A 1253-nucleotide genomic window follows, 5' to 3' on the forward strand; every position below is an offset into this window, starting at 1 on the left:
ATGATCGAGCACGGCGGCAAGGATGATGCCCATGCGCGGGCGAAAGCGGACATGACGGGGCGCGCGCCCGCCGACGGCGAGACCCAGTTCGCCCTCCTCGATCAGCCCCAGCTTGAGAAGGGTGGCGAGGCGGTCGGTGACGACGGCCCGCCCCATTTCCGATTGGATTTCCAGTTCCTGGCGGGTCGTCGCCACCCCGCTTCGCACGAGGTTGAGCAGCAGGGCCAGGCTGCCATGCGCGGATTCACTGGCGCGCGGCCGGCCAGCGGCCCGGCGTGGCGCGGCTGACTGTTCATCGTTTGAGATGCTGCGTTCGTCCATGTCCTTGCCGCGCCTCGTCTGCCGCGGTGCCGCCCCGTCGGCCGTGGCCACTTCGCCATGGGTAACGTGACCCCATTTACGGATCAAGTAGGAACTTATGTCGTTTATCAACAAAAGTGAGCCGACTTTTGTATTTTAATAATTGACGAACGCCGAAAGGAGCGCATAAGTATTGGTGGAGGCTCGGAGGAGGGCCGAGGTGGATGGGCTTGGAAGGCGACGGGCGCCATCAGGCGGCGTTCGAATTTTCCTCCGGCCAACAACATCGCGCCGCCCTTTGCTGGTCGCGGCCGTATGGGAGGATACGAGATGCCGGTCAAACTGGCCTATCATGCCAATTGCTGGGGTCCGCTTGGCGGCAATGCCGTCGGCGTCACCTCGATCACCCAGCTCACCTACCGCACTTTCGGTGATATGGAGCAGGCGATCCGCGATATCGGCGCGGCCGGCTATGTCGGAACGGAGCTCTTCGACGGCAATCTCCTCGACTATGAGGGACGCATCGGTGACTTGCGTGCCGTCCTGAACCAGTCGGGTGTCGTTCTCGTCGCCGGCTATTCAGGCGCCAATTTCATTTTCGACGATATCCTCGGCGAGGAACTGGCCCGCATCGAGCGCGCCGCGGCGGTGGCAGCCGAACTAGGGGCCGAGCATCTGGTGGTCGGCGGCGGCGCCAAGCGCGCCAATGGCTGGCAGGCCGACGATTTCAAGCGCCTCGGCGCGTCGCTCGACAAGGTCATCGACATCGGGGCCAAGGCGGGCTTGCGCGCACACTACCACCCGCATCTGTCGACCATTGTGGAAGGGCCCGAAGACGTGCGTGAGATCTTCAGGCACACGGCGATCGACTTCTGCCCGGACACCGCGCATCTGGCGGCCGCCGGCGGCGATCCCGCCGCGCAGATCCGCGAATTCAAGGACCGCATCAGCTA

The 1253-nt window shown here is 64.2% G+C and carries 1 protein-coding gene and 1 pseudogene; one reads left to right on the forward strand and one right to left on the reverse strand.

Annotated features, from left to right (window positions below; translation table 11 throughout):
• Positions 1-321 (reverse strand): annotated as a pseudogene (locus EOD07_RS34860) (hypothetical protein); the annotation flags it as partial.
• A 309-nt stretch (positions 322-630) separates the two neighbouring features.
• Between EOD07_RS34860 and EOD07_RS34865 the strand changes: the two are divergent.
• On the forward strand, positions 631-1253 hold a 623-nt coding region (locus EOD07_RS34865; protein ID WP_245470612.1), incomplete at its 3' end, for a sugar phosphate isomerase/epimerase.

It is taken from the genome of Mesorhizobium sp. M2C.T.Ca.TU.002.02.1.1 (genome assembly GCF_003997225.1).